At 59.2% G+C, this 25,547-nt stretch carries 26 protein-coding genes; 9 read left to right on the forward strand and 17 right to left on the reverse strand.

Features of this window, described 5'->3' with window-relative positions:
- Positions 1-6: 6 nt before the first annotated feature.
- The 4 genes from HKX41_04470 to deoC all read right to left on the reverse strand — a co-directional run bounded on the left by HKX41_04470 (position 7) and on the right by deoC (position 3,592).
- Positions 7-414: a cytidine deaminase gene (locus tag HKX41_04470; GenBank protein NNC23408.1), complete on the reverse strand. Its 408-nt coding sequence runs from the start codon at positions 412-414 to the stop codon at positions 7-9.
- Positions 414-1,811, reverse strand: coding sequence for a thiamine permease (locus HKX41_04475; protein NNC23409.1), 1,398 nt, complete (start codon positions 1,809-1,811; stop codon positions 414-416). Before HKX41_04475 ends, HKX41_04470 begins: the two co-directional genes overlap by 1 nt.
- A 73-nt stretch (positions 1,812-1,884) precedes the next feature.
- Positions 1,885-2,826, reverse strand: a complete 942-nt coding sequence (locus HKX41_04480; GenBank protein ID NNC23410.1) for a nucleoside hydrolase — start codon at positions 2,824-2,826, stop codon at positions 1,885-1,887.
- Between the two features lie 88 nt (positions 2,827-2,914).
- Positions 2,915-3,592: a deoxyribose-phosphate aldolase gene (deoC, locus tag HKX41_04485; protein ID NNC23411.1), complete on the reverse strand. Its 678-nt coding sequence runs from the start codon at positions 3,590-3,592 to the stop codon at positions 2,915-2,917.
- 410 nt (positions 3,593-4,002) lie between these two features.
- Between deoC and HKX41_04490 the strand changes: the two genes are divergently transcribed.
- The gene (locus HKX41_04490; protein NNC23412.1) at positions 4,003-4,773 is read left to right on the forward strand and encodes a DeoR/GlpR transcriptional regulator; all 771 of its coding nucleotides are present in this window, start codon (positions 4,003-4,005) and stop codon (positions 4,771-4,773) included.
- Between the two features lie 8 nt (positions 4,774-4,781).
- Here HKX41_04490 and gcvPB read toward each other — a convergent pair whose 3' ends face one another.
- The 9 genes from gcvPB to HKX41_04535 all read right to left on the reverse strand — a co-directional run bounded on the left by gcvPB (position 4,782) and on the right by HKX41_04535 (position 14,560).
- Positions 4,782-6,269, reverse strand: a complete 1,488-nt coding sequence (gene gcvPB, locus HKX41_04495) for an aminomethyl-transferring glycine dehydrogenase subunit GcvPB (GenBank protein NNC23413.1) — start codon at positions 6,267-6,269, stop codon at positions 4,782-4,784.
- Between the two features lie 52 nt (positions 6,270-6,321).
- Positions 6,322-6,834, reverse strand: a complete 513-nt coding sequence (gene tpx / locus HKX41_04500; GenBank protein ID NNC23414.1) for a thiol peroxidase — start codon at positions 6,832-6,834, stop codon at positions 6,322-6,324.
- A gap of 24 nt (positions 6,835-6,858) precedes the next feature.
- Positions 6,859-8,256 carry an aminomethyl-transferring glycine dehydrogenase subunit GcvPA gene (gene gcvPA, locus HKX41_04505; protein NNC23415.1) on the reverse strand — a complete coding sequence of 466 codons (1,398 nt, stop codon included), beginning with the start codon at positions 8,254-8,256 and terminating at the stop codon, positions 6,859-6,861.
- A gap of 54 nt (positions 8,257-8,310) precedes the next feature.
- Positions 8,311-8,703 (reverse strand): glycine cleavage system protein GcvH, encoded by a 393-nt coding sequence (gcvH, locus tag HKX41_04510; GenBank protein ID NNC23416.1) that lies wholly within the window; start codon positions 8,701-8,703, stop codon positions 8,311-8,313.
- Between the two features lie 49 nt (positions 8,704-8,752).
- Positions 8,753-9,880, reverse strand: coding sequence for a glycine cleavage system aminomethyltransferase GcvT (gcvT, locus tag HKX41_04515; GenBank protein NNC23417.1), 1,128 nt, complete (start codon positions 9,878-9,880; stop codon positions 8,753-8,755).
- A 113-nt stretch (positions 9,881-9,993) separates the two neighbouring features.
- Positions 9,994-11,202, reverse strand: a complete 1,209-nt coding sequence (locus HKX41_04520) for a UbiH/UbiF/VisC/COQ6 family ubiquinone biosynthesis hydroxylase (GenBank protein ID NNC23418.1) — start codon at positions 11,200-11,202, stop codon at positions 9,994-9,996.
- Positions 11,192-12,487, reverse strand: a complete 1,296-nt coding sequence (gene ubiH, locus HKX41_04525) for a 2-octaprenyl-6-methoxyphenyl hydroxylase (GenBank protein NNC23419.1) — start codon at positions 12,485-12,487, stop codon at positions 11,192-11,194. The genes HKX41_04520 and ubiH overlap by 11 nt, the downstream gene beginning before the upstream one ends.
- Positions 12,487-13,830: a M24 family metallopeptidase gene (locus tag HKX41_04530; GenBank protein NNC23420.1), complete on the reverse strand. Its 1,344-nt coding sequence runs from the start codon at positions 13,828-13,830 to the stop codon at positions 12,487-12,489. Before HKX41_04530 ends, ubiH begins: the two co-directional genes overlap by 1 nt.
- A 184-nt stretch (positions 13,831-14,014) precedes the next feature.
- The gene (locus HKX41_04535; GenBank protein ID NNC23421.1) at positions 14,015-14,560 is read right to left on the reverse strand and encodes a UPF0149 family protein; all 546 of its coding nucleotides are present in this window, start codon (positions 14,558-14,560) and stop codon (positions 14,015-14,017) included.
- A 67-nt stretch (positions 14,561-14,627) separates the two neighbouring features.
- On the opposite strand from HKX41_04535, the gene argE reads away from it, so the two are divergent.
- Genes argE through HKX41_04575 form a run of 8 tightly spaced genes read left to right on the forward strand, consistent with a single transcriptional unit; the run spans position 14,628 to position 21,450 of the window.
- Positions 14,628-15,791, forward strand: coding sequence for an acetylornithine deacetylase (argE, locus tag HKX41_04540; GenBank protein NNC23422.1), 1,164 nt, complete (start codon positions 14,628-14,630; stop codon positions 15,789-15,791).
- 24 nt (positions 15,792-15,815) lie between these two features.
- Positions 15,816-17,180, forward strand: coding sequence for an amino-acid N-acetyltransferase (gene argA, locus HKX41_04545; protein NNC23423.1), 1,365 nt, complete (start codon positions 15,816-15,818; stop codon positions 17,178-17,180).
- Positions 17,180-17,959, forward strand: coding sequence for a 16S rRNA (uracil(1498)-N(3))-methyltransferase (locus HKX41_04550; protein NNC23424.1), 780 nt, complete (start codon positions 17,180-17,182; stop codon positions 17,957-17,959). Before argA ends, HKX41_04550 begins: the two co-directional genes overlap by 1 nt.
- Before the next feature lie 4 nt (positions 17,960-17,963).
- On the forward strand, positions 17,964-18,914 hold the full coding sequence (gshB, locus tag HKX41_04555) for a glutathione synthase (GenBank protein ID NNC23425.1): 951 nt from the start codon (positions 17,964-17,966) through the stop codon (positions 18,912-18,914).
- Between the two features lie 53 nt (positions 18,915-18,967).
- Entirely contained in the window at positions 18,968-19,522 is a 555-nt protein-coding gene (locus tag HKX41_04560) for a YqgE/AlgH family protein (protein ID NNC23426.1), read from the forward strand.
- Positions 19,446-19,970: a Holliday junction resolvase RuvX gene (gene ruvX / locus HKX41_04565; protein NNC23427.1), complete on the forward strand. Its 525-nt coding sequence runs from the start codon at positions 19,446-19,448 to the stop codon at positions 19,968-19,970. The genes HKX41_04560 and ruvX overlap by 77 nt, the downstream gene beginning before the upstream one ends.
- Positions 19,967-20,458 (forward strand): bifunctional pyr operon transcriptional regulator/uracil phosphoribosyltransferase PyrR, encoded by a 492-nt coding sequence (gene pyrR / locus HKX41_04570; protein NNC23428.1) that lies wholly within the window; start codon positions 19,967-19,969, stop codon positions 20,456-20,458. The genes ruvX and pyrR overlap by 4 nt, the downstream gene beginning before the upstream one ends.
- On the forward strand, positions 20,455-21,450 hold the full coding sequence (locus HKX41_04575) for an aspartate carbamoyltransferase catalytic subunit (GenBank protein ID NNC23429.1): 996 nt from the start codon (positions 20,455-20,457) through the stop codon (positions 21,448-21,450). Before pyrR ends, HKX41_04575 begins: the two co-directional genes overlap by 4 nt.
- Before the next feature lie 107 nt (positions 21,451-21,557).
- Here the strand turns inward: HKX41_04575 and HKX41_04580 are convergent, their stop codons facing one another.
- From HKX41_04580 to HKX41_04595, 4 genes are all read right to left on the reverse strand, one after another.
- Positions 21,558-22,640 carry a succinylglutamate desuccinylase/aspartoacylase family protein gene (locus HKX41_04580; GenBank protein NNC23430.1) on the reverse strand — a complete coding sequence of 361 codons (1,083 nt, stop codon included), beginning with the start codon at positions 22,638-22,640 and terminating at the stop codon, positions 21,558-21,560.
- 47 nt (positions 22,641-22,687) lie between these two features.
- Positions 22,688-23,596 carry a 30S ribosomal protein S6--L-glutamate ligase gene (gene rimK, locus HKX41_04585; protein ID NNC23431.1) on the reverse strand — a complete coding sequence of 303 codons (909 nt, stop codon included), beginning with the start codon at positions 23,594-23,596 and terminating at the stop codon, positions 22,688-22,690.
- An 89-nt stretch (positions 23,597-23,685) separates the two neighbouring features.
- On the reverse strand, positions 23,686-24,156 hold the full coding sequence (locus HKX41_04590; GenBank protein NNC23432.1) for an ATP-dependent zinc protease: 471 nt from the start codon (positions 24,154-24,156) through the stop codon (positions 23,686-23,688).
- Between the two features lie 316 nt (positions 24,157-24,472).
- Positions 24,473-25,522, reverse strand: coding sequence for a type IV pilus twitching motility protein PilT (locus HKX41_04595; protein NNC23433.1), 1,050 nt, complete (start codon positions 25,520-25,522; stop codon positions 24,473-24,475).
- Positions 25,523-25,547 lie beyond the last annotated feature (25 nt).

Here is a 25,547-nt window from a genome sequence, read left to right on the forward strand (position 1 = left end):
ACGGAACTACCCCAACGTCGCAAAAGCATGTGGTAACAACTCCACCAAAGATAGCGGCGCCGACCGCTGATCGCCTGCTACAGCCATGACCGGCGTATCACCATCTGCAAACTCGGCCAAAATCTGACGACAACGCCCGCAGGGCCAGACGAAATGTCTCGATACTGCAGCGATCGCAACCGCGTGAATCGTTGAATGGCGGTTGGCCGAGACCATCGCGCCAGCAGCGTTAGCTTCTGCGCATTGACCGCAAGGAAACGACACGTTCTCAACATTACAGCCAGTCACGACCTCTCCATCTTGCGTCCAGAGAGCCGCCCCCACCGAGAAACCAGAATAAGGGGCATAAGCGTTATTCCGGGCCTCAATCGCCTTTGCGACCAGACGGCCCCAATCCACCAGCTCGACTGTCATCAGTTGTGTCCCATATCAACTGCTTGAGTTTCGGCAAGCGTTTTTTCACCTCGAATATGCACCAAGACCCAATAAATACCACAGGCAATAACGGAAGTGATCACGAACCACGGCACATTATTCGTCAACATATCGGGTAAAAAATCAAAATAACCCAAACTCGATAAAACAGCTCCTATAATGAAAGAAATACAGGCGCTAGGACGAAAATTATTGGCAAACCCCTTCTTTTTTTCAAAAAATGACTCCACCGGAGTCGATTGCTTCTGAAATACAACCCAATCAAACATCATAAGAAATGTGAAAGGAAAGAGAAATATGCCAACAAACGATAGAAACGATGTTATATGCTGCAAAATACCTAACACCGCCAGAATAGTCGCTATTAAACCAATCCCGGTGCATGCGATCGGCTGATCGTAAGGCCGAGGGGCACGTACAGTCTCACCAGCCGCGAGCAGCTTGGTTACTGCTGGATAAAGATTCATCGCATTGGTATGGGCTATTGCTAGTATGACGCCGACCGCAGCTACAACTCCCGCAACCGGCAGATCCTTAGCAAGTAGCGCGACATTCCATTTTCCGGTTGTAGATTTAGTTATTAGACCGAGAATACCCATAAGCAAAACGGGTAATAAAACGCCTGCAGTCGCAGCGCTGAAATAAGCGACCTTGGAACCGCGGCTTTCATCCGATGTAGCTGGCCGGCAAAATCGGGAAGCAGTGGAAAACTCATAACTCCAAGCCAGCAACGAAAAACTCAGGATTGTAGAGACAACAGCACCCCAATGCATGTCGCCTGAAAGGCCAGGTATCGTGATTGTATAATCTCTTACTAAATAATAGCTCAGAACTGCATAGCAAATAATGAATATTAACGCAGTATAGTTATAAAATCGTTCTAACCACTTCATGCCCATAAAAACCAGAAGTGTTTGGAATATGCCAAGCAGCCAATACCACAGGGCGCCATAACCCGGATATAGCGTTGACATGATCTGTCCCCCAACAGCGGTATTCACACCAAACCAGCCGGCACCCACAAAAGTATAAAGAAGAGCTAGAATCAAACTTGCTCCTCGACCAAATGTCGCACGGGCGGTCACTAGCGATATCAGTGGAACTTTCCGCCCTTGTTCGCTGAATAAACCGGCTGGAACAATACCGATCACCCCAGCGATGACTACTGCAATACAAAAATTAATCAACCCAACGTGATAAAGCACCATCCCGATTACCGGCGTAGTAGCCGAGGCCGAAGCCAACCCCCAAATGGTGAATAGCGTCAGCGGAGTCATAGTGCGCCGATCATCCGGTATCGGCTGGATTCCAATAGTTTCTATATTTTTGGGCTGACCACCGGAAGAACTAACCGTATTGTTTACAGAATTATTCATAAATCACCAACTCTCAACCGACGACTTGGCTCTTGTATTGGCTTCTCTTGGTAATAGCCATGGCAGCTACCGCCTATAGACGAGCAATGCGCTGACTCAATAATTCGAAGGCTGCCTCATGTTCAATCGCATGCGCCCACCACGCATTGTGTGATTGCCCAGTTACACCCCATAAGTCGACCGCAGTATGGCCGCTGGTCAGAGGTGATTCAGTTTCGACCTGAATGGCGCATTCCTTGAATTCGAACAGCTCCGGCCGCAGCAGAGAGAGAAGCGTGCAACAGTCATGAAGTGGCGCACGATCGGCGCCGTATTTGGATTCGTCGTAGCGAACCGAGAAATCGAGCATGTCGGCAACCACATGGGCCGGCTTGGTATCGATAGCTCGAATGCAGTCACGCCGAGCTCGGGTCATTAAGAACTGATGGGTAACATCCAGGCCGAAAACGGTGATCGGAATGCCACTACGAAATACAATATCGGCGGCATGCGGATCGACGCCGATATTGAATTCCGCTGAGGGCGTCACATTGCCGCCTTCGCGCATCGCGCCGCCCATGAGCACGATCCGGCCGATCCGATCCCTAATATCCGGTGCCTTCTTGAAGGCCATCGCGATATTGGTCAGCGGTGCCGTGGCAACTAACGTCAATCGGCCGCCCTGAGTGTTTTGGGCATGGCGCACGATGAAGTCGACAGCATGTTCCGACGACAGCGGCATCTGCGGTTCAGTGACCTCGTAGCCATCGATGCCTGTTTCGCCGTGCAGATACTCGGCCGTCTCCAAAGTCCTTATCAGAGGCTGCACACAACCCGCAAAAACGGGGACATCAACTACATTAGCCAGTTCGCAAGCAAGGCGCGCATTACGATGCGTTCGCTCCAATGGCACGTTGCCGCCGACTGTAGTGATGCCGTCGATTCGAACATCCTCGGGAGATGCGATCGCTAGGAGTATGTTGATGAAATCATCCTGGCCCGGATCGCAGTCGATGAGTATGGGCAATGGTTTCATCGCATAGCCTTATGGAGGCTTGAACCAAAGGCAGAACCGAACCAATGGGATTTATATTTCCATACGGTCGGCATTTCGATCTCCCGGGTCACTTTGTCGCGTCCGACAACAAAGCCGCTCCGGAACTGCTTCCGATCCGGCTCGCACCGGCATCGATCATGGCGTGAACATCGGGTCCAGACCGGATACCTCCAGAAGCTTTCACGCCAAGGTCGACACCAACCGTTTCACGCAGCAATCGAACATCGGCGATCGCCGCACCGCCATGACTGAACCCCGTAGAGGTTTTGACGAAATCCGCCCTAGCCCGGTGCGCAGCTTGACATGCGGCGATTTTTTCCTCATGCGTTAGCAAGCAAGTTTCAAGAATTACCTTGAGAATCTTTGGCCCACACGCTTGCTTGATCTGGCGGATGTCATCCTCGACAGTCGCTAAGTCACCATCCTTCAAAGCACTGATCGCCAGCACCATATCGAGCTCGTCGGCTCCGGCTTCCAGCACTGCGTAAGCCTCGGCAAGCTTAACCCGTGTCGGCGACGCGCCTAGAGGAAATCCGATTACAGCACAGGTCGATACATTCCCATCACTCAGATAATGAGCGGCCAGCTCAACGAACCACGGATTCACACACACAGACTTAAAACCGTTGTTGATCGCCTCGTTGCAATATCGTTGAACATCGACCGACGTAGCCTCGGGGCGCAGCAACGTATGATCGATAAACTGAGGCAAATCACCTTTCGTGCGCAGTTTGTCCTGGGGCATATAATTGATGAACGCCGATAAAAGACGTCCTTCCAAGTGTTATCAATAACACTATATGTTAATTCTATTACTAGAAATGTAACTTTGGTTTCATTTACATTTTATTAATATAATGTTATTAGACTAAACCTGACCGTGAAGAGCATGCCTCGATCATAAGAAAATTATAATTATCTTATTGATTTAAATAAGGTTATATCTTCTATTTGAATAATAAATTCAAGTTATAATACAGTCTTGAACAATACTTTGAATTTATATTCAGCGCGCGCCAGATTGAATGTCTGAAAATTCACGCGAGTGATGATGTGCTGCGTCGATGGATAGCTCTGCTGGCCGCCACTTCCACTTTCTGTGGCGGCCATTTATCACTTACTATTAACCAGCAGACCCTTGAATTGAGGAGGTATATGAAACGACGCCGTGACGCACGTCTTCACTGGCTGAAGAACAATCTTGCGAACAGCGGCGGCGTTCATCTATCGGAGGCGGCCCGGCAATTTGGTGTTTCACAAATGACGATTCGGCGTGATGTCGATTCCACCGATGGTGACCTCACGCTACTAGCCGGCCGGATATTTATGTCCGATAGCCTTCACTCAACCACTGTCTACGATCTAAATGTCGAAAAAGACAGCCATCAACGGGTCAAGCAGCAACTCGGCGCCCGAGCAGCCACGTTTATCGAACCTGACGATACGGTGTTCATCGACTGCGGGTCGACCCTAATCAACTTGGTCAGTGCACTGGATCGCGATCTGCCGCTCACGATCGTGACTTATGCCTTGAACATCGCCAATGCCATCAGCAGCCGGCTACCAAATGCCCAACTGCTCCTTTACGGCGGGCTCTATCACGCCTCGTCGCAATCGTTCTCAGGCGAGGGGGCAGCCAACGCACTCAGACAAACCGGTATAAACAAAGCGTTTATTTCAGCAGCCGGAGCCGATATGGAACGTGGGATCAGTTGCTTCAACTTTCATGAAGTTGAGCCGAAACGTGCTGCTCTAGAAACAGCGCAACAATGCATCCTCGTGGCGGACTCAAGCAAGATGGGCAAGCTCCGTCCAGCCCTATTCGCCGACTGGAATCAGTTCGACACGCTCCTAACCGACACTCCCGTAACCGGACCACCGTTAATTGCTTCAGGACCTAGCGGACCAACGATTGTGCAAATCTAGGCCAGTGATCAAGCCGATCTAGCTGAATCGCCCGACTCGTATTTGAGTTCGAGACGCTTGGCGGCCGTGACCTCGTCCAACCGCCGGACCGGCAGATCGAACGGGGCGTTCTGAAGCGTCGTCGGATCACGTTCGGCCTCGGCGCGAATGCTGGCCATGGCGTCCACGAACGCATCGAGCGTGGCGCGCGACTCGGTTTCGGTCGGTTCGATCAAGAAACACTCCGGCACGAGCGTCGGAAAGTAGACCGTCGGCGCGTGAAAACCGTAGTCCAGCAGCCGTTTGGCACAATCGCCGGCGGTTATGCCGAATTCCTGTTTCTCGCGCTTTAAGGTGACGATGAATTCGTGACTGGCCCGGCGTTTCGGGAACGCAACCTCGAACCCATTGGCCTCCAACCGTTTCATCAGATAGTTGGAGTTCAATGTAGCGAACTCGGCGACACGCGTCATACCGTCGCGCCCAAGCATACGAGCGTAGACGTAAGCACGCAGTAATACACCGGTATTGCCCATGAATGCCGACAGACGGCCGATGGTGTGCGGCACATCTTTTTCGGTCAGCCAATGATAGCGGGCATCCTCACCTTCGCCAGTACACTCGACCACTGGAATGGGCATAAAATCGCGCAACCGCGGGCCGACGCCAATCGCGCCGGAGCCGGGGCCACCACCACCGTGTGGTGTCGAGAACGTCTTATGCAGGTTCATGTGGATGACATCGAAGCCCATATCACCCGGCCGCGCCTTGCCAAGGATGGCGTTCAAGTTGGCGCCATCGTAATAAAGCAGGCCACCGGCGCTATGCACGATATCGGCAATTTCCAAAATATCCTGCTCGAAAACGCCAACCGTCGATGGATTGGTGAGCATAATGCCGGCGGTCTTCGGCCCCACGGCTTCACGCAGCGCGTCGAGATCGACGTCGCCATCAGCATTGGTCGGCAGCTCGACAACTTCGCACCCGCACATAACCGCCGTGGCCGGATTCGTCCCGTGCGCAGCCTCTGGCACCAACACCTGTCTGCGGTCGGTATCGCCCCGCGACTCGTGGTAAGCCTTGATCATGGCCACACCGGAAAACTCACCCTGCGCTCCGGCCATCGGCGCCAGCGAAACCGCAGCCATGCCAGTCACCGTGGTCAACATCGTCTGCAAGTCATAGAGACAGGCCAGTGCGCCCTGCCCGTGGCTGTCGGGCGCCAGCGGGTGCCGACTCAGGAATCCGGGCAGCGATGCCAGCGTGTTACAGGCTCGTGGGTTGTACTTCATGGTGCACGACCCCAGCGGATAAAACTGGGTGTCGATCGAGAAGTTCAACTGTGACAGGCGCGTAAAATGACGCACCGTATCCATTTCGGAGACTTCCGGCAGGCCGAGCGCGCGCTCGCGCTGCAACGCCGCCGGTAGATCGTCGATCGTAGGCGTATCAGCCGGCGCCTGGGCATACGCCCGACGTCCAGTCTGGCTTTGCTCAAAGATGGTTTTTTCAGTCATAAGTCAGGCTCGGCGCGCGATAAGCGCGAATTAAGCGTTCCGCGTAAGTCCGTCAGGCGGCTTGCTTGAGGGCGGCTAATGCAGCGTCGTAGTCCGGCTCATCGCCGATTTCGGCAACCAGTTCGCTATAGACCACCTGATCCGTGCTATCGGCCACGACAACGGCCCGCGCGCACAGGCCGGCCATCGGCCCGCTATCCAGCCGCAAACCGTAGTTCGCGAGAAAAGACGGGCTACGGAATGTCGACAGGTTTTGCCCACCGGCAATGTCTTCAGCGCTGCAGAACCGGGCGTGGGCAAACGGCAGGTCTGCCGACACCTGGATGAGCGCCAAATTGTCTACTTCGGCCAGTTCGCGGTTGAATCGCTGGACCGACAGCGAGCACGTCGGCGTATCCAAACTCGGGAAAATGTTGAATAGCTTGCGTTTACCGGCAAAGTGCGCCAGCCCGACATCTTCGAGATCAGTCGTGGTCAGCGTAAAGTCCGGCAGTGCTTCACCCGATTGCGGCATCTGTCCACGGACATTAACCGGATTACCTTTGAGGGTGACTTGTTGATTCATGGTTCGTACTCCGTAACGTCGAGCTCAGGCGGCCGACACACGACGCCGCGCTGGCTTACCGTTGTCGAGCACGTCGGCCAGCGTGGTTGCGTAGGCCTCAAGATCGGCATTGGTCTTGGTTTCGGTCGCGCACACAATGATCACGTTCGATAAGGCGTCGTAATGCGCGTCGATCGCGTAGCCGCCGAATATGCCGCGGCTGGCGAGTTCGTCCAGCGCAGTCTTGCTGTCCACGGGCAGTCGCAGCGCACATTCATGGAAAAACGGCGCCTCAAAAACCCGCTCGACGCCACGCAGCGTGGTCAGTTTGTCGACCAACTTGCGGGTATTGGCGGCGGAGTGTGCCGCCACGTTTTGCAGGCCATCCGGACCCAGCAGACTCATGTGGATGGTCGCGGCCGTAACCAGCAGTCCCTGGTTGGTACAGATGTTGGAAGTCGCCTTCGAGCGCCGGATGTGTTGCTCACGCGGCTGTAGCGTCAATACGTAACCGGTCTCGCCTTCGGCGTCGACGGTCTTGCCCACGACGCGACCCGGCATTTGGCGTGCGTGTTTCGTGCGACAGCACAAAATGCCGAAATACGGACCGCCACCAGATAACGGTGCGCCCAGCGGCTGGCCCTCGCCGACCGCGATGTCGACGCCGTCGCCGCTGCCCCAATCGCCCGGCGGGCTAACCAGCGCCAACGCGACTGGGTTCACAACCCCAATGGCGAATGCGCCATTGTTGTGGGCCCAATCGGTCAGCGCATCGGCATCTTCCAACACGCCGAAGAAATTCGGTTGCGGCACAACCACTGCCGTGACGTCTTCGCCCGTCCACTGATCCAGTGCCGACTGATCGGCCCGGCCACTGGCGGCCTCAAACCCGATCGTTTCGAACTGGATCCCCTGGTTGGCGCAGATATTGGTGGCCACTTGGCGGTAGAACGGATGAACCGAAGCCGGCATGAGAATACGATTCGCACGCGACTTTCGATTGCCACGCACAGCCATCAATACAGCTTCAGCCAACGCTGAAGCGCCGTCATAGAGCGAGGCATTGGACACGTCCATGCCCGTCAGCCCGCATATCATGGTCTGATATTCGTAGGTGACTTGAAGCGTGCCCTGGCTCGCCTCTGGCTGATACGGCGTATACGCGCTGTAGAACTCGCCCCTTGTGGTCAATTCCCACACCGCCGCCGGCACGTGATGCTCATAGGCGCCGGCGCCGACAAAACAGAGACCGTCGGCATCGCGTGCGGCGCGCTCGTGCATCTCGCGTGTGATCGCGCGCTCGTCTGCATGCGTGGGGACCGAGGACAAATCGACGCCCCGGAGCCTGGGATCGATTTCATCGAACAAATCGTCGATGTTCTCGACACCGACGGCGCCAAGCATATGGCGGATATCCGCCTCGGTATGGGGTATGAAGGCCATAATCTCTCGTGGATTCAAACCAGTTACACACCGCCCACGCGGTGCGCATCGACGCTAGTCGTCAGCGTCGGCCACTTCTTTATACGCGGCAGCGTCGAGCAGCGACTCAGTCGCTTCTTCGGATTCAAGCTTTAGCTCAAACAACCAGCCCTCGCCGAATGGGTCTTCGTTGACTTGTTCCGGCGCATCTTCGAGCGTTTCGTTTACGCTAGCAATTTCGCCGGCCACCGGAGCGTAGATGTCCGAGGCCGCTTTGACCGACTCCACCACGGCGACCTGCTCGCCCGCATTGAAGCTCGTGCCGACCTCCGGCAATTCGACAAATACCAGATCGCCCAGCGACGATTGGGCATGGTCGGTGATGCCGATGCGAGCTGTGCCGTCCTCAGCCGGCGCGACCCACTCGTGCGATTGGGTATAGCGATAATTGTCCGGTCGTTCGCCCATCAGTTGATTGTCTCCATATAAAAGTTCGGTTGTTGCACCGGCGCGTTAGTTAGTCCAGCGCCACCTTAATTTTGCCTTTACGCACGAATGTTGTCGCGACCACTCGTGCTGGCTGCCACTTGCCGCGCACGCCGACTTCAACACGCGCATAGTCCCAATCGACCGGCACACGGGCGAATCCGATCGAGCGTTCAAGCGTCGGCGCGTAGCTGCCGCTCGTAAGCTCTCCCGGGGCGTTGTCAGCACTCGGCTCGGCGACTGCGTCATCGCCGGCCGCGCGCACCGACGCACCCGTTCGGAGAATCCCGCGACCTTCCAGCAACACACCGACCAGCTTCGTCTCGATGCCCCGCTGTCGCGCCATTTCCAGCGCGTTGCGTCCCACGAAAGCACGCTCTTCAGGCTCGAAAGCGACGGTCCAACCGAGATTGGCAACCAGGGGCGAATGATCCTCGTCCATATCCTGGCCATAGAGGTTGAGACCAGCTTCCAGACGCAACGTATCGCGCGCGCCCAGCCCGACGGGCGTGGCGCCCGACCGGATCATGCCGCGCCAGAAACCGACCGCCATGTTGCCCGGCAGTACGATTTCGAAGCCGTCTTCACCTGTATAGCCAGTGCGGCCGACACTCCAATCGCCATCCGCCGCTACTTCGAAGGGTTTTAGCGCCATAGCGCGCTCGGCAAGCGCCGCACCAAGATGTTCGCGCACGAGTTCGCGCGCGGCTGGCCCCTGCGCGGCCACGATTGCCAATTCATCGCGCCTTTCCACGTTGACGTCGAAATCGCGCGCTTGACTATGCAGCCAAGCCAAATCCTTGTCGGTGGTCGCCGCGTTGACGACAGCTCGATACCAGTTACCCGCCACGTGGTAGACAATCAGATCGTCCACAACGCCGCCATGTGCGTTGAGCATGCAGGTATAGAGCGCCTTGCCGTCGGCATCAATCTTGGCGACGTCGTTGGCCAGAACGCGCCGCAAAAAGTCACGCGATTGGGCGCCGCGTATATCGACCACGGTCATATGCGACACATCGAATATGCCCGCGTGCTCACGGACCGCGTTGTGCTCGCCGATTTGTGAGCTATAGTTGATCGGCATTTCCCAGCCGGCGAAGTCCACCAGCTTGGCACCGAGGCTAACGTGTTCGTCGTGAAGCGGCGTGTGTTTGGGCATATCCTCGATTACGGCGTGCGCTTCGCATTACGCGCGCGACCCGCCGAACCTGCTCATTTATCTGCTTATCATCATACGCGAATAAAGACGTAGTTCAACGCCCTATCACCGGATCACCGGGGCGCATCAACCAATGGGGCTCCCGTTGGCGAGCCACCGGTGGCCTGACGAATCATTGCTTGGCGTAGCGGTGACAACCGGGCCGTCGCCGTAACACCAAATTGCCGCGCGCGTTGCAACACGGGGCGACGACTGCCGAACAATCGTTTCAAGCCGTCGGTAGCTGCCAGCATGGCCAAATTATCGGCCATCCGTGCACGTTGATAGCGGGCAAGATAGCGCGGCGCGTCGGGCGACGCACCGGTTCGACGGCCGCGTTCGAGCGCCGCCACCAACTCAGCAACATCGAGCAACCCCAGATTCACGCCCTGCCCGGCCATGGGATGCACGACGTGCGCGGCGTCGCCGACCAACGCCACGCGGTGCGTGACATAGCGGTGGGCATGGAGCAGCTTGAGGTCAAACGCGGCGCGCGAATCGACACGCTCGATCGGCCCAAGCACGCCGGCGCTGGCCTCGGTCAGCCGCTCGGCGAATGCCGTGTCGTCCAGCTCGGCGAGTTCATCAGCCAACACGTCGTCGGCGTGCCAAGCCAGGGAACAACGGCCGTCGGCCAGCGGCAAAAACGCTACCGGTCCGGTGTCGGTGAATCGCTGCCAGGCGATGTGGCGGTGATGTTTGGCCGGCTTGACCGCGCCGACGGTACAACGCTGGCCGTACCCCCAGCTTGACGTGGCAATGCCCGCCGCGCGTCGGACCGGCGAGTTCGCGCCCTCGGCGCCAACCACCAGCGCGGCGGACAAACGGTCGCCCGTATCCAGCTCGAGTTGGGCACCGTCGGCATGCGTTCGTAGATCGGCCAAACCCGCCGGGCTATAAACCGATGTGTTAGCAAGCTGCTGCCAGGCACGGTCGACCAACAGCCCATTTTCGACAATGTGGCCGAGCTCCGGCAGACCGACAGCCGTATGCGCCAGGTGCAGCGTATCGCCACCGGCACCATCCCAAACTTTCATGCCGCCGAAATCGCAGATGCGTGAGCGGTCGATGTGTGCCCAGATGCCCAGATGCTCAAGCACATGCCGCGGCGCTGGCGCGATGGCCGATTGGCGCAGGTCAAAGTCGGCACCATGGTCGAACGGTTGCGGCCGCTTCGCTTCGATTAGCGCCGTGGCAAACCCGGCCTGCTCGAGCGCGACGGCCAAAACGGCGCCGACCACACCGCCGCCGACCACAGCCACATCGAATTCGTTACCGGCCATGACCCGTCTCCGATTGCATAAGGTCATCCAAGGCCGGCGCAACCGCCAAGCCCATGCTGCGGCGTGCGATGTCGTGGCGAATGGTTGGCGCTATCGATAGACCGAAAAGCGCCATGCCTCGGGCCATACCTAAGCCCGGCAAGCGGTTGGAAAACGTGCGCACGACCAGATCCGTAAAGTTCGCGATCCGGTGCTGATCCGGACGTCGTGCCTCGGCCCAGGCCGCCAGCCAATCGGGATCACCAGGATCGAAATCCGCGCCGGCCAGATGTTTTTGCTCAGTTAGATGAGCGGCCAGTGTGAGCGCATCGCGTACCGCCAGATTGAACCCCTGCGCCGCGGCCGGATGCAGTGCGTGGCCGGCGTTGCCGATCAACACGCTGCGCCGGGCAACCGCGCTGTCGCACAGCGTGCGTGCCAATGGGAAACTACCCCGTCGCCCGGTCAGCTTGAGCGCTCCCAGCCGTGTGCCAAATTGCGTCGCGAGCTCGGCCTCGAATGTAGCCGTGTCGGCCGCCGCCAGCTCACGCGCGCGCTCCGGCGGCAGCGTCCAGACAAGTGCACAAGACTGCGCCGAACGTGGCAGCACCGCGATCGGCCCATCCGGTGTAAAGCGCTCGAACGCAGTGCCGCCGTGTGGTTTTTCCGGTTCGAGCGTGGTAATCAGCGCACGTTGGTCGTATTCATCATGCTTGGCGCCGATGCCGAGCGCATGGCGCACGCTCGAGTTGGCGCCATCAGCCCCGACCACCAGCCTGGCGGTCAATGTCTGTCGCACAGCCCCAGTGTCGTCGCCGCACCCGAGCGTTAATGCCACACCGCCATCGATCTCCGTTAAAGCCTCGAACGTCGCAGGCGCAACCACCGACACCCTTGGCTCGGCCTCAAGCCGATCCTGTAGCGCCTCAATCATCGCCGCATTGGCGGCCACGTAACCAAGCGCGGGCACATCGTATTCCGCCGCGTCGACACGGACCCGGCCGAAACTATCCTTCTGACTCACATGGAGGGTTTCGATGGGCTCGGCCGAGTTTGCGATCGCGGGCCAAAGCCCAAGCCGTTCGAACAACACGCGGGTTCCGTATGACAGCGCTGTCGTGCGCTCACGTGCTGCTGGATCGTCCACTACCGCGAATGGTCGCGCCTCAATCAGTGCCACCGACAAACCGACTTCGGCAACGGCCAACGCTAGACTGGCGCCGGCCAACCCGCCGCCAACCACGGCAATATCGGCGTCGAATTCATGCGTCATGTCGGTATCAGCGATGGATGAAGTTTGCGGCATTACTTGGCATTGGCGATTAACCGCTCGATTGCATCCGGTTCCTTGGGAACATCGGTGGTCAACACCTCGCAACCATTGTCGGTAATAACCACATCATCCTCGATTCGAATGCCCGTGGCCAGATATTCCGCCGGCACGTTCTCGGTTTCGGGGGGAATATAGAGCCCGGGCTCGACCGTAAAGGCCATGCCGGGTTCAAGCGTAACCCACTCACCGTTTTCCTTATAATCGCCGACATCGTGCACATCCATGCCCAGCCAGTGGCTGGTGCCGTGCATAAAAAACGCGCGATAGTCCTGGTTCGCGATGATGTCGTCACGTGCACCGGTCAGCAGACCGAGTTCGATCAAGCCGTCGACGATCACTGCCACGGCGGCCTGGTGTGGGGCGTTGGCCGGCTCACCGGGCTGAGCGGCAGCGAGCGCGGCTTTGTTGGCTGCCAGCACGACGTCGTACAAACGACGCTGGGCGGTGTTGAAACAGCCGCTGGCCGGGAATGTGCGCGTGATATCACCGGCATAGCCGGCATATTCGGCGCCCGCGTCGATCAACACCAGATCGCCCGCGTTGATTACATCGGCGTTTTCGATGTAGTGCAACACGCAGCCGTTGGCGCCAGCACCGACAATTGTCGGGTACGCCCAGTGCGCGCCCGCGGCTTCGAAGCCGTGGTGGATCGTCGCAGCCAACTCGTATTCAGCCATGCCAGGACGAACGCACTGCATGGCCGCGTTATGAGCCGCAGCGCTTATGTCGGCCGCACGACGCATACATGCGATTTCAGCAGCCGATTTGGTCCGCCGCATCGCATGCAATGCGATATCCAGACGCTCGATACGTGCCGGCGGCACGCGCCCCCGACCCTGGCTACGCATGCCGGTCAGTGTGGTCAGCACACGCCGGTCGATACCGGATTCATCGCCGAGCGCCAAATGGACCGCATCGCGGCCATCAAGCAGACCTGGCAGTCGATCGCGAAACTCGGCGATATCGAAGGCATTATCGGCGCCGAGTGCCGCGCGCGCGCCGTCGATGCCGAAGCGTCGGCCAACCCACGTCTCCTGCTCTGGATGACGCGGCCGGCAGAAGAGCTGAAATTCGCCCTCAGCATGCCCTGGCGCAATGATCGCAATGGCTTTCGGTTCGATAAAACCGGTTAAATACCGAAAATCACTCGCCGCCCGATAGGGATATGTGACGTCATTATTGCGGTTTTTTTCCGGTGCCGCGGCGATCACGGCGACATCATTTTCGCCCATCGACTCGATCAATCGAGTCCGGCGATCGGCATATTCAGCCGACCAGTCGAACGATTCGGTATCAGTATCCGATATTTGGTTCATGGTTGGAGCTGCTTGTAACAAAGTTTGCAAGTTCAATACCAGTCAGACGGCCAATAAACACCCGGTGCGCACATATAGAACGACATGCGATTGCCCGGTTATGAGCCAAACCCGGCATCTGGCCACACAATCATCAGCACCCACCGACGCGCTTTGACAGGCTTTTATTCACCCGCGCGCCGTTTTAGTGCAATGTCTGACGCGACTTCGGCCCCTCGCGTGCGGGCCGGAACTCCAGGAACAAAGTCTGGGCCGCAACACGCACGTATTCGACCAATTCCATATAGTCGGCCTCGGCGGTGCCGGTTTCGTCGTCCTCGCTGGTTAGGTCGGCGCGCGACAGTTCGGTGAGGTCGTCGACCAATTCGCGCGATTCGGCTGTAAGGTTGTCCGGATTGAAATTGCCGGTTACCGACAGGCCATAGAGAAAACCCGCGCACCAGTTGGCCAGCGCCTGCACACGCGTATCCAGATCGACGTCATCGCCCGGCAACAACGGCGTAAAACTCAGTTCCGGATCGAACAGACCGTTTAATGTTATTTCACGCAGTGCGTCCAGCGCCTGGTCGAGCATCTCAGAATCAACATCTTCGACCGCATGCCCACCTGGTGTTTCGTTATCGATACATAGCCGCCCGGTCAGCGTGCCATGCGCTTCGGGCGGCGTTTGTACCGAGCCTGTCTGATGCAATCCTTGCTTGATTGCGCTAAATATTTGTTCCTGATCCATGCCAAAAATCGCGTAAACCCTGTGTCAGATTATACGCTGACAGTGAACACAACCCAGATTGCCAAGCATGCCTACAATCGACTGGCACGACACGCTGGCCGAGCTGATTGCCCACAACAGCATCAGCAGCGGTGATCCCGCGTGGGACACGGGGACACGCCCGGTCGCCGAAGCGCTCGCTAATCGGCTCGAAGACGCTGGACTGACCTGCGCCCTCGAACCACTGGCCACGCGCGACGATAAGGTCAATCTGATTGCGACCACTGGCAGCACAGCATCGATAACTAACGACTCAGCCGGCCTGGTGCTGGCCGGTCATCTCGACACGGTGCCGTTTGACCCCGACGGCTGGAGTTTTGACCCGTTCACACTCACAGCGGCCAACGAACGGCTGTACGGCCTCGGTAGCTGCGACATGAAAGGCTTTGTCGCGATCGCGGCCGCCGTCGCCAGCGAGTACACGGCCAACCATCTCGACCGCCCGCTAACACTTGCCTTTACCGCCGATGAGGAATCCGGCATGGACGGCGCCCAGGCGCTGACCGCGGCCCACCAAAAACTGGCGCCATACTGCGTTATCGGCGAACCCACGGACCTGACACCTGTGCGCCGGCACAAGGGCATTTTCATGGAGACGATCGAAACCGTCGGTTGTGCTGGGCATTCCAGCAACCCTGCACTCGGTGCCAATGCGATCGACGCCATGCGCGTGGCCATGAACGCGATCACCGAACTGCGTGCCGAGCTGGCCGCGACATCAGCGCCCGGGTTCCCAGTCGAACACGCCACGCTCAACCTCGGTGCAATCCACGGCGGCGACAGTGCCAACCGTATTCCGGCGCGCTGCCGGCTGGATATTGATCTGCGTTTTCTACCGGGCGAGCACATCGCCGATCACCGCCGCTTGCTCCGCCAACGCGTAGCCGACGCGGTGGCAACCACCGACTGTGCGGTCGAGTTCAGTGAACTGTTCGACGGTACGCCAGCGTTCGAAACACCCGCTGATTCACCGCTGGTCACGGCCTGCGAAACACAATGCGGCCGCGAGGCAGCGGCTGTGGACTTCGGCACCGAGGGCGCGTTCTACAACCGTGCCGGCATGGCGTCGGTCATCCTCGGCCCCGGCAGCATCAACCAAGCCCATCAGCCGAATGAATATCTAGCACTAGCGCAAATAACGCCGATGCAGCGCATCCTGCATGGATTAATTCGACAGTTCTGTATCGATTAGCAGCGTGTCACGCATAATGTCGGCATGAACGCCCCCGCTCCACGCAACTCAGCCACCTCGGACAACGTCTCGCCCGCCGAAGCAGCCGCGGCCGCGTTGCGCACGAGCGCGCCGTATATCCGCGCCCATCGTGGCCGAACATTCGTCGTGCATCTGCCCGGCGAAGCAGACGACGACGCCGCACTGACCACGCTGGTCGAAGACCTCGCCCTGTTATCGAGTCTCGGCGTGCGGTTGTTGCTAGTACTCGGTGCGCGTCCGCAAATCGACTACGCACTGGCCACAGCTGGCGTCGAAACCCCGTTCGTAAACGCGACCCGTGTGACCTCGGCAACCGCGCTGACCGAAGTCGTCAAAGCCGTCGGCGCGCACATGATCAACACCGAAGCACGCTTGTCGCGCAGCGTGACCCAAACAACGCTCGGCGGCACCGGCGTGGCTACGACCCGCGGCAATTTCGTGGTGGCCAAACCACTGGGCATCGTCGATGGCGTCGACCACGAACATACCGGCGAAGTCCGCCGGATCGACACCGACGGCATCAACGCCGCCCTGGACGGCGGCCAGATCGTCATGGTCTCGGCGCTCGGCTATTCGCCGTCGGGAGAAATCTTCAACGTGTTGACCGAGGATCTGGCCACTTTGGCCGCCATTGAACTGGGCGCCGACAAACTGGTCATGCTCCACGACGGCGCCGCATTGACCGAGCGCGCGCCGAATGTGGGCCGACAACTGCCCACCGCCAACGCCGAATCCCTGGCTGAATCGGAACACGATGCCTCGATTCGCACACTACTGGCACACGCCGCACACGCGTGCAGGGGCGGCGTTGCTCGCACACACCTGGTTGCGTTCACTGATACGGACGCACTGTTACGCGAGCTGTATTCGCGCGACGGCGCCGGCACGTTGGTCACCGCTGGTGGCTACGACACGATCCGAACCGCAACCCCGGATGATCTGACCGGTATCCTGGCGCTGATCGAGCCACTAGCTGCGGCCGGCGTGCTGGTGTCGCGCTCACGCGAGGCAATCGAACGCGACCTTGCCTACTACCGAGTCATGGCCCGCGACGGGCTGATTACCGCCTGCGCTGCGCTGGTGCCTTACCCGGACGCGCGTGCCACCGAGCTCGCTTGCGTTGCCGTCCACCCGGATTATCGCGGCCAGTCACGCGCTGCGGAACTACTCGCCCGCGCCGAAAAAGAAACCAGAGAATCCGGTTTTAAACAGCTCTTTGCGCTGACCACGCGCACGCCGCATTGGTTTATCGAGCACGGCTTCGAGAAAGCCGGCCGCGACGACCTGCCTGCTGGCCGCCAAGCGCTGTACAACGATCAGCGTAACTCGGCGGTATTGGTTAAACCGGTGGCCACCGACACTCGCTGATGGCGGCCCACGTTCCGCGGATTTACCTGCCGCAGCCACTCTCGGTCGATGACACCTTCAACCTGCCAGATGCCAAACGACATCATCTGGCCACGGTGCTGCGCCTCGCCCCCGGCGACCGAGTCACGCTTTTCAACGACAGCAGTTTCGAATACGACGCCCGCATCGAGACCGCTACACGCAAAACGTTGGCTGTACACGTCGTCGATTATGCTGCACCGCCCCGTGAATCCGTGCTGGAAATGACGCTGGTCCAATCGATTCTTGGTGGCGATCGCATGGACTACGCACTCGCCAAAGCCGTGGAACTCGGCGTGCAGCGCATCCAACCCGTATTCGCCGATAGAGGCAAGATCAAACTGACCGGCCAACGTGCGGCCAAGAAACACGATCACTGGCAAGCGGTCGTTGAAGCCGCCGCCGAACAATCCGGCCGGCTGATCCGTCCAGCCGTGGCCGCCCCGGACAAACTGGCCACAACGCTCGGCTGGCTTGCGTCCGACCGAACCGGACTCGTGCTGGCGCCAACCAGTACAGCACCGCTGGCCACGACCGCTATTGCCGGCGCCGTGGATTTATTGATCGGCCCGGAATCGGGACTTTCCCAGACCGAAGTAAAAACGGCCCACGAACACGGCTGGCACGACACGAGCCTCGGCCCGCGCACACTCCGAGCCGAGACCGCCGGACCGGCCGCGATCAGTGTACTGCAGGCCGTGGCTGGCGATTTCGCTGATCGCGCGGCCGATGCCGCCTGCGAGTCAATAACCGGAGATTAATGCGATGACGAAACAGCTGGGCGTGGTCATGGACCCGATCGAGTCGATCACGCCATACAAGGACACAACGTTAGCGCTGCTGCTCGAAGCCCAGCGCCACGGTTACGCACTCGTCTACATGACACTGGACGATCTGTTCGTGCGCGATGGCATCGCCCGCGCCCAGGCACGCAGGCTCACAGTGGCCGACGATAACGACGCCTGGTTTGAATATCGCGGCGCGAGCGAGACCATCGACCTGGGCGACCTGGACGTGATCCTGATGCGCAAGGATCCGCCCTTCGACATGGAATATATCTACGCGACCTATATCCTCGAACGCGCAGAAGCCGCCGGGACACGAGTCGTCAACCAACCCGCCGCGCTACGCGACGTCAATGAAAAAATGGCGATCACGCGTTTTCCCGAGCTGTGCACGCCGACGCTAATCAGCCGCTCGGCCGAACAGTTCAAAGCGTTTGTAGCCGAACAAAACGACGTTATCGTCAAACCATTGGACGGTATGGGCGGGTCACGGATATTTCGAGTCCATGCGGGCGACCCAAACCTGAGCGTGGTCATCGAAGTCCTGACCGACAACGGCCAGCGTTTTGCCATGGCCCAAACATTCGAACCAGCAATCGCCAGCGGCGACAAACGCATACTCGTAATCGACGGCCAGCCGATCGACTACGCGCTGGCGCGCGTGCCAGCCGAAGGAGAGCTCCGCGGCAACCTGGCCGCTGGCGGCCGCGGCGTGGCGCGTGAACTGACCACGGCCGATCGGCAGATCGCTGAAACCGTCGGCCCGTTTCTGGTCGAGCGCGGCATCACCTTCGCGGGCCTGGACGTGATCGGCGATAAACTCACCGAAATTAATGTCACCAGCCCGACCTGCGTACGCGAAATTGAGGAGCAGCGCGAGATCAACATCGCCAGCACTTTATTCCATGCGCTCGAGCGCCATTTTGAGTAATCCACGCCCGCAAACGATTTGCCGCAGCCCGGTAATCGGTCGATAATGAGGCCATGGGTAAAGGCGTATTCAATAATCAGTTTCTTTTGGCGATGCCCGGCACGGTAACCGGCTCGTTCGCCGAAAGCGTGATCTACATTACCGACCACGGCGACGACGGCGCGATGGGCCTGGTGATCAACCAGCTGGGTGAATTAACCATCGCCGACGTACTCGATCAGCTCGACCTAAGCGCTCATTTAAACGGTGAACAGCCCGTGTATTGGGGCGGCCCGGTCCAACCGGCGCGCGGTTTCGTACTCCACGCCAACGAAGGCAGTTGGGCGGCGAGCATGGAAATCAATGACGCCATGGCGCTCACGACCTCGCGCGATATTCTGCAGGCGATCGGCAACGGCTTCGGCCCGAGCCGCTACCTGATGACGTTTGGCTACGCTGGCTGGGGCCCCGGCCAGCTGGAAGAAGAAATGGCCGCGAATAGCTGGCTATCTACACCGGCATCCGAAGACATCATTTTCAATACCGATCCCGATGCGCGCTGGAACGCGGCGGCACGTCAGATCGGGCTCGACCCCCGAGCCCTGCTGGGCGATACCGGTCGTGCCTGACGGCGTTGTACTCGGCTTCGATTTCGGCACCGAGTGGATCGGGGTCGCACTCGGCAATCGGATCGCCGGTAGTGCCCGCCCGCTAACCGCCGTTGGCGGCGGCGACCCGCCGGCGTGGCCAGCCATTGACGAACTAATCGCCGAATGGCGCCCAGCACGACTGGTCGTCGGCTTACCATTGGACGACCAGTCCGACGAGCCGGGTGCCGAGCAGCCGATGACGCGCCGTAGCCGCCGTTTCATGCGGCAACTGGCGGCACGTTTCGAGATCGCTGTGGATGCCGTCGACGAACGCTACACGACCACCGAAGCCGTCGATCGGCTACGGGCTGCCCGCGCATCTGGATCGCGCAAGACACGCGTGACCAAAACCGACCGCGATGCTGCCGCAGCTGGTGTGATCGTCGAAACGTGGCTGGCACAAACCGAACCATCGGCCACGGTTTGAACGCGCCACCCGACGTCGACGAACTGATCCAGCGCCTAGCCGACGGGCTTCGCCCGCTGGTTGGTACGCCGGCCGACACCTGTGTGGTCGGCATCGAGACAGGCGGCGCCTGGGTGGCCGAACGGCTACGCCCCCTGCTCGACCCCGAACTACCACTCGGGAGCCTGAATATCAGCTTCTACCGTGATGATTTCTCCACGCTCGGCCTGCATCCACGCGTCGGCCCTTCGACCTTGCCCGTGGATATCACCGACAAGACGGTGATTCTGGTCGACGACGTGCTCTACACTGGCCGTACCGTGCGTGCCGCATTGAACGAGTTATTCGACTATGGCCGCCCAGCCGCCGTTCGGCTGGCCGCCCTGGTCGACCGCGACGCGCGCGAGCTGCCGTTTACCGCAGATGTGGTCGGCCAGCGTCTTGCTATCGAGCCCGACCAGCAGATCAAACTAACCGGCCCCGAACCGCTGACACTGATTTTTCAATGACGAATGGGTCGATCCACAACAAACCTGAGCTTGCCCAGTACGACGCTAACGGACAACTTCGTCACCTAGTCGGCATCGGTGGGCTGACCGCCGCGCAAATCACGCGCATTCTCGACACAGCCGACGGTTTCAATACCGCACCTGGCACCGCACCGACGAAAGTGCCTCTGCTGCGCGGCCACACGATCTGCAACCTGTTCTTCGAGAACTCCACCCGCACGCGCACCACGTTTGAACTGGCTGCCCAGCGTCTTTCCGCGGATGTGGTTAATTTCGACGTCGGCACATCGTCGCGCACCAAGGGCGAACACGATCTGGATACGCTCTATACGCTACAGGCAATGGGTGCCACACTTTTTTGTGTGCGCCACCCCGACGATGGCGCGGCCGATTATTTCGCCCGCCACGTCGCACCCGGTGTTTCCGTCATCAACGCCGGCGACGGCACCAATGCCCATCCAACCCAAGCGCTGCTGGACGTTTACACCATCCGCGCTCACCACCCCGACTTCCACAACCTGCGGGTCGCATTAGTTGGCGATGTGCGCCACTCGCGCGTCGCACGGTCCACAATCGCAGCCCTTCAGGCACTCGGGGCCACTGACATCCGTGTCGTGGGACCAAACGCATTTCTACCGCACGATGTCGACCAACTGGGCGTGTCTACCACAACTGATTTCGCCGCCGGTGTCGATGGCGCCGATATCATCATGGGCCTGCGTATCCAACGCGAGCGCATCCAAGGCAGCATTCTCGAGGACGAAAACGACTACCACCGGCACTACGGGTTGACCGCGAACAACCTCGCCCACGCCAAGCCAGACGCTCACATCATGCATCCCGGCCCGATCAACCGCGCCGTGGAGATAGATGCTGATATCGCTTATGGGCCCAATTCACTGATCCTGGAACAGGTTAGAAACGGCATCGCCGTCCGCATGGCCATCATGGCCCTGATCGCTGGTGGACGAACGCCGAACGACACCACCTGAAAACATCCGACACGCCAGCTGTCGGGGCGGACAACTCGAACCGGTGCTGGACTCTGGCTGACCGATCAACGGCAGCGGCGTACCACGCCCGTTGTGGCGCCGGCCAGTCAAACGATAGGTGGCTCGTCATCGGCATCGCCAGTCAGATCCGCCTCGTCTGGTTCATGGTCGGACTGGAAGGCTTCCACACGATCGGCGACCGCCTGAGCACCTTTGACACGAGCGACGTGGTAGACAGCGTCACCCGCGTGGGCCAGTGGCAACATCGTGCGGCCGATAACGATACCGGCATGCTCTGACCTGACTGCGGTCTCGGCTTCGCCGAACGGTTCGGAAAGCCAGGCCAACGGCTGGCCCTTGGTGACGTGTTCACCGAGATTAACCAGCGAGCGAAGGAAACCCGACTCCGGCGCACGCTCCCAATTCGAATCCAGAGCCACAGTCGGCCGCTGAGCCGGTTTCGAACCGCGTCGGCGCACATTCAACATACCGAGATGTCGCAGCACCTGGGTTATGCCGCGGACGCCCGCACGAATCGAGAATTCGTCGAAGCGCAGTGCTTCGCCCGCTTCATAGAGCAGTAACGGCACACCTTTTTTATGCGCATGCTCGCGTAACGAACCTTCACGCAGGCTGGCATCGATCAACAATGGGCAACCGAAAGCTTCGGCCATGGCGCGCGTCGTGTCGTCGGACAAATCGGCACGGATCTGCGGCAGATTCGCGCGGTGCACAGCCGCCGTGTGCAAATCGATACCGTAATCGGCCTTGGCCACGATTTCTTCAACCACGACGTGGGCCAGACGCCCCGCCACCGAGCCTTCGCTCGAACCGGGAAACGACCGATTCAAATCGCGCCGATCCGGCAGGTAGCGCGACAACCGCAGGACACCGTGGACATTGACGATAGGCACGGCGATCAGCGTGCCAGCCATATGCGACAGGGCGCGCTGACCAAGCGTTCGGCGGATGATCTCGACACCGTTTAGTTCGTCGCCGTGGATGGCCGCTGTCACGAACAGCGTCGGGCCAGGCCGGCGCCCGTGGATCACCTGCACCGACATGGTCAGTGCGGCATTGGTATAGAGATCGGCGACGGGGATCTCAACGGTTTCGCGCGTGCCCGCGGCAATCTCCCGGCCACCGATGGTAATTGAGGGTCGGCGCGGCGGTCGGCTTGGTGGCGTCATCGCTGGCTTAGCTCGGGCATATCATGATCTATACAGGCGACCGACACTCATCCTGACGTACCACGCGTGCGGGTTTTGCCTTGCTTCGAGTTGGTCTCGATAAAGCGCACGATATGCCCGGCGATATCCTTATTGGTCGCGCCTTCAATACCTTCCAGACCCGGCGAGGCATTCACTTCCATGACCGCCGGCCCATGATTCGAGCGGAGCAGATCAACGCCGGCGACGTTCAAACCCAGAATCCGGGCGGCACGCACCGCGGTCGAGCGTTCTTCCGGTGTAATGCGAATCTGGCTGGCCTGGCCGCCGCGATGAATATTGGAGCGGAACTCACCTTCGCGTGACTGGCGTTTCATAGCGGCGATCACACGATTGCCCACCACAAAACAGCGTATATCCGCGCCTTTTGCCTCACGCACGAACTCCTGCACCAGAAAGTGGGCATCCAGCCCGCGGAACGCTTCAATCACCGATTCAGCAGCGCCACGGGTTTCGGTCAGCACCACCCCTTTACCCTGGGTGCCTTCGGTCAGCTTGATGACGTAGGCATTGCCGCCCACGGTATCCAGAAGGTCATCCGTATCGTCCGGCGAATGAGCAAAACCGGTTACCGGCAGCCCAATCCCCTTGCGCGACAGAAGCTGCAGCGAACGCAGTTTGTCCCGCGAGCGCGATATTGCCACCGACTCGTTCAGCGGATACACCCCGGTCATCTCGAACTGCCGCAAAACGGCGGTGCCATAGAAGGTAATCGAGGCACCGATGCGCGGAATGATGGCATCGAAGCCCTCGAGCTTTTTACCTTTGTAGTGAATCTCGGGCGCGTTCGGCACGATGTTCATGTAGCAACGAAGCGGATCGACCACGGTCACCTCATGCTCGCGCGCCTTACAGGCGTCGATCAGTCGCTGCGTCGAATACAGCTCTCGATTGCGGGATAGGATGACAATATGCATGAATCACGGCTCCGGAATGCCATGGGCTCGGGACTCAAGCCACGGGATGCAAAGCTTAGCAATTATCGCGCCATTGACGCTGATTGCTACTACTGTATTTCGGGTACACGACGCATATCCGGGGGACCGCGGAGATAGCCACCCGCCGGGTCCACACAAATCCCGCGCATGCCGCGGCGGCCGATCAACATCGGAAACCGCATTGTCTCGCGCTGCGCCAGCCCCAATTCGATCGACCAACAGTCAGCACCCAGCACCAACCGCGTCTCGATAAATAGACGCGCGCTCTCGGCACCACTGGCATCGCGCACGTCGCGCTCGTCGACCAGGGGTGCCGAACACTGAATCACGCGCGCCTTGATGCGCGGGCGCAGCTCGAAAAAAGCCCATCGCCGCCCATCGGTACCTATCCGCGTCGTCAGGCCCATGACGCCGATCGCCGAGGTGCGCGCCCCAGTATCAAACTTAGCACGCATCACACCGGTCTCGAGATCGGGTAATGCGATGTACTCACGCCACCCGACGCATCTGTCTTCATCCGAATGGCTGACACCGCTCACAGTGCCCCCTCATCCGCCCGCATCGGCGCATCGGTGGTTGCCCCCGCTGTGTGGGGTCGGCACACCGCAGCAATCAACGCCAGTCCGGCAATAACAGTCGCATCGTCGTCAGCGAGAGACATACCCTGTACATCCACATTCTGGTTCGGACCGCTGGATCCGCACTTGCTTTCCAGCTTGATATCCAGCCATAACTCGTCGCACGAGTCGACATGGCGCCGGGCTTCCTGATAATCGATATGGTCTCGCGCCTTAGCTTTTGAACGGTGCCTGGTCCCGCGTGCACCTGGTCCAGATTGTGCCTCCCGGCACTTGTCTATGCGCTTTTCTTGTTAAACGTGTCCGGCTGCGCCGCGTGTAACGCGGCCTCTTCGGTATCCACGACACCATTGCGTACCAACCGTTGCAAACACTGGTCGCGGGTTTCCATGCCCACATTCTGGCCCGTCTGTATCGCCGAATACATCTGTGCAACCTTAGCCTCGCGGATGAGGTTCTTGATCGCCGGCGTAGCGACCATGACCTCGTGCGCCGCGCAGCGCCCACCGCCTTTTTTCTTCAAAAGCGACTGCGAAATCACCGCAATCAACGATTCCGACAGCATCGTACGCGCCATTTCCTTTTCAGCACCGGGGAAGACATCGACGATGCGGTCGATGGTCTTGGCCGCAGAACTGGTGTGCAGCGTACCGAACACGAGATGCCCGGTTTCCGCCGCGGTCAACGCAAGACGGATTGTTTCCACATCTCTTAATTCGCCGACCAGAATAGTGTCCGGATCCTCGCGCAGCGCCGATCGGAGTGCGGCAGCGTAGGAATGCGTATCGCGACCAACTTCACGTTGGTTCAGCACACACTTGTTGGGCGTGTGCACGAACTCGATCGGATCCTCGAGCGTCAGGATGTGGCCACGCTCGGTGCTGTTCTTATGGTCGATCATTGCCGCAAGCGTGGTCGATTTGCCGGAACCGGTGGCTCCAGTGACCAACACCAACCCGCGTTGCGCCGCCGCAAAATCCTGAAACACCGTTGGCGCGTTCAGTTCCGCCAACGTGGCAACACTCGACGGGATCGCGCGAAACACTGCGCTCGCGCCGCGCGACTGGTTAAACACGTTGACGCGAAAATAACCAACATCCGGCACCGCACACGAGAAATCATGTTCCAGATTCTCCGCGTAGCGGGCACGCTGGCTGTCGTTCATAATGTCGCGGATCAGATCCAACACTTCGTCATGAGACAGTGCGGGCCGATCGATCTGTTGCATATCGCCATCGACCCGCAATGTCGGCGGCAAACCGGCCGATAAATGCAGATCCGACGCCCCCTGTTGCACCGCGACATTTAAAAGCTGGCTGATCTCCACGCCACGCGCTCTTGTTTTACTCGTT

Origin of the sequence: Salifodinibacter halophilus (assembly GCA_012999515.1) — a bacterium.
Taxonomy (GTDB): domain Bacteria; phylum Pseudomonadota; class Gammaproteobacteria; order Nevskiales; family Salinisphaeraceae; genus Salifodinibacter; species Salifodinibacter halophilus.

What these genes read in the sequence shown, in the direction of transcription:
- HKX41_04470 (NNC23408.1), bottom strand. Translation starts at nt 414, where the DNA reads ATGACAGTCGAGCTGGTGGATTGGGGCCGTCTGGTCGCAAAGGCGATT.
- HKX41_04475 (NNC23409.1), bottom strand. Translation starts at nt 1,811, where the DNA reads ATGAATAATTCTGTAAACAATACGGTTAGTTCTTCCGGTGGTCAGCCC.
- HKX41_04480 (NNC23410.1), bottom strand. Translation starts at nt 2,826, where the DNA reads ATGAAACCATTGCCCATACTCATCGACTGCGATCCGGGCCAGGATGAT.
- deoC (NNC23411.1), bottom strand. Translation starts at nt 3,592, where the DNA reads ATGCCCCAGGACAAACTGCGCACGAAAGGTGATTTGCCTCAGTTTATC.
- HKX41_04490 (NNC23412.1), top strand. Translation starts at nt 4,003, where the DNA reads ATGAAACGACGCCGTGACGCACGTCTTCACTGGCTGAAGAACAATCTT.
- gcvPB (NNC23413.1), bottom strand. Translation starts at nt 6,269, where the DNA reads ATGACTGAAAAAACCATCTTTGAGCAAAGCCAGACTGGACGTCGGGCG.
- tpx (NNC23414.1), bottom strand. Translation starts at nt 6,834, where the DNA reads ATGAATCAACAAGTCACCCTCAAAGGTAATCCGGTTAATGTCCGTGGA.
- gcvPA (NNC23415.1), bottom strand. Translation starts at nt 8,256, where the DNA reads ATGGCCTTCATACCCCATACCGAGGCGGATATCCGCCATATGCTTGGC.
- gcvH (NNC23416.1), bottom strand. Translation starts at nt 8,703, where the DNA reads ATGGGCGAACGACCGGACAATTATCGCTATACCCAATCGCACGAGTGG.
- gcvT (NNC23417.1), bottom strand. Translation starts at nt 9,880, where the DNA reads ATGCCCAAACACACGCCGCTTCACGACGAACACGTTAGCCTCGGTGCC.
- HKX41_04520 (NNC23418.1), bottom strand. Translation starts at nt 11,202, where the DNA reads ATGGCCGGTAACGAATTCGATGTGGCTGTGGTCGGCGGCGGTGTGGTC.
- ubiH (NNC23419.1), bottom strand. Translation starts at nt 12,487, where the DNA reads ATGCCGCAAACTTCATCCATCGCTGATACCGACATGACGCATGAATTC.
- HKX41_04530 (NNC23420.1), bottom strand. Translation starts at nt 13,830, where the DNA reads ATGAACCAAATATCGGATACTGATACCGAATCGTTCGACTGGTCGGCT.
- HKX41_04535 (NNC23421.1), bottom strand. Translation starts at nt 14,560, where the DNA reads ATGGATCAGGAACAAATATTTAGCGCAATCAAGCAAGGATTGCATCAG.
- argE (NNC23422.1), top strand. Translation starts at nt 14,628, where the DNA reads ATGCCTACAATCGACTGGCACGACACGCTGGCCGAGCTGATTGCCCAC.
- argA (NNC23423.1), top strand. Translation starts at nt 15,816, where the DNA reads ATGAACGCCCCCGCTCCACGCAACTCAGCCACCTCGGACAACGTCTCG.
- HKX41_04550 (NNC23424.1), top strand. Translation starts at nt 17,180, where the DNA reads ATGGCGGCCCACGTTCCGCGGATTTACCTGCCGCAGCCACTCTCGGTC.
- gshB (NNC23425.1), top strand. Translation starts at nt 17,964, where the DNA reads ATGACGAAACAGCTGGGCGTGGTCATGGACCCGATCGAGTCGATCACG.
- HKX41_04560 (NNC23426.1), top strand. Translation starts at nt 18,968, where the DNA reads ATGGGTAAAGGCGTATTCAATAATCAGTTTCTTTTGGCGATGCCCGGC.
- ruvX (NNC23427.1), top strand. Translation starts at nt 19,446, where the DNA reads ATGCGCGCTGGAACGCGGCGGCACGTCAGATCGGGCTCGACCCCCGAG.
- HKX41_04575 (NNC23429.1), top strand. Translation starts at nt 20,455, where the DNA reads ATGACGAATGGGTCGATCCACAACAAACCTGAGCTTGCCCAGTACGAC.
- HKX41_04580 (NNC23430.1), bottom strand. Translation starts at nt 22,640, where the DNA reads ATGACGCCACCAAGCCGACCGCCGCGCCGACCCTCAATTACCATCGGT.
- rimK (NNC23431.1), bottom strand. Translation starts at nt 23,596, where the DNA reads ATGCATATTGTCATCCTATCCCGCAATCGAGAGCTGTATTCGACGCAG.